We start from the raw sequence: 598 nt of genomic DNA, 5'->3' as shown, positions 1-598 counted from the left end.
AAATGTAAATCCTGAAGCTACAGCTTGTCCACCCCTACAATATATAATTAAAATTTTTACGACGAAGGAGTAAAAATGTCCTCAATTATTAATTAAGCCAAGCGTATCGGCGATGACTGACTTAATTCTTAATTATTAATTAACCAAAGTTGCAAGTGATAAAGAATAGAAAGTGAAAAGAAATAAATATTTGAGACCACATTAAAAAAGTAGCAAAGATATCTTATTTTTGCATAAAAAAAAACAGCTAATGCTGTTTTTTCTACTTACCTAGCAACGTCCTACCCTCCCACACAGTCCCCCATGCAGTACTATCGGCGCTATAGAGCTTAACTGTCCTGTTCGGAATGGAAAGGAGTGTTTCCTCTATGCCATAATCACTAGATTAAAATTTATATCTTTTAAATATAAATGGTGCGCCATCACAGGTTCGAACTGTGGACACCCTGATTAAGAGTCAGGTGCTCTACCAACTGAGCTAATAGCGCATATTACCTGGCAACGTCCTACCCTCCCACACAGTCCCCCATGCAGTACTATCGGCGCTATAGAGCTTAACTGTCCTGTTCGGAATGGAAAGGAGTGTTTCCTCTACGCC

The 598-nt window shown here is 38.8% G+C and carries 1 tRNA gene and 2 rRNA genes; all 3 read right to left on the bottom strand.

Annotated features, from left to right (window positions below):
• Positions 1 to 268 precede the first annotated feature (268 nt).
• A 5S ribosomal RNA gene (rrf, locus tag ACTNAO_RS12805) occupies positions 269 to 385 on the bottom strand.
• A gap of 27 nt (positions 386 to 412) precedes the next feature.
• Positions 413 to 488, bottom strand: a tRNA-Lys gene (locus ACTNAO_RS12800).
• A 5-nt stretch (positions 489 to 493) separates the two neighbouring features.
• Positions 494 to 598 (bottom strand): 5S ribosomal RNA (gene rrf / locus ACTNAO_RS12795); the annotation flags it as partial.

The organism is Clostridium sp. HCP1S3_C6 (assembly GCF_052066735.1).
In the GTDB taxonomy this organism is placed as follows: Bacteria; Bacillota; Clostridia; order Clostridiales; family Clostridiaceae; genus Clostridium.
This window is presented reverse-complemented; position numbering and strand designations above follow the sequence as displayed.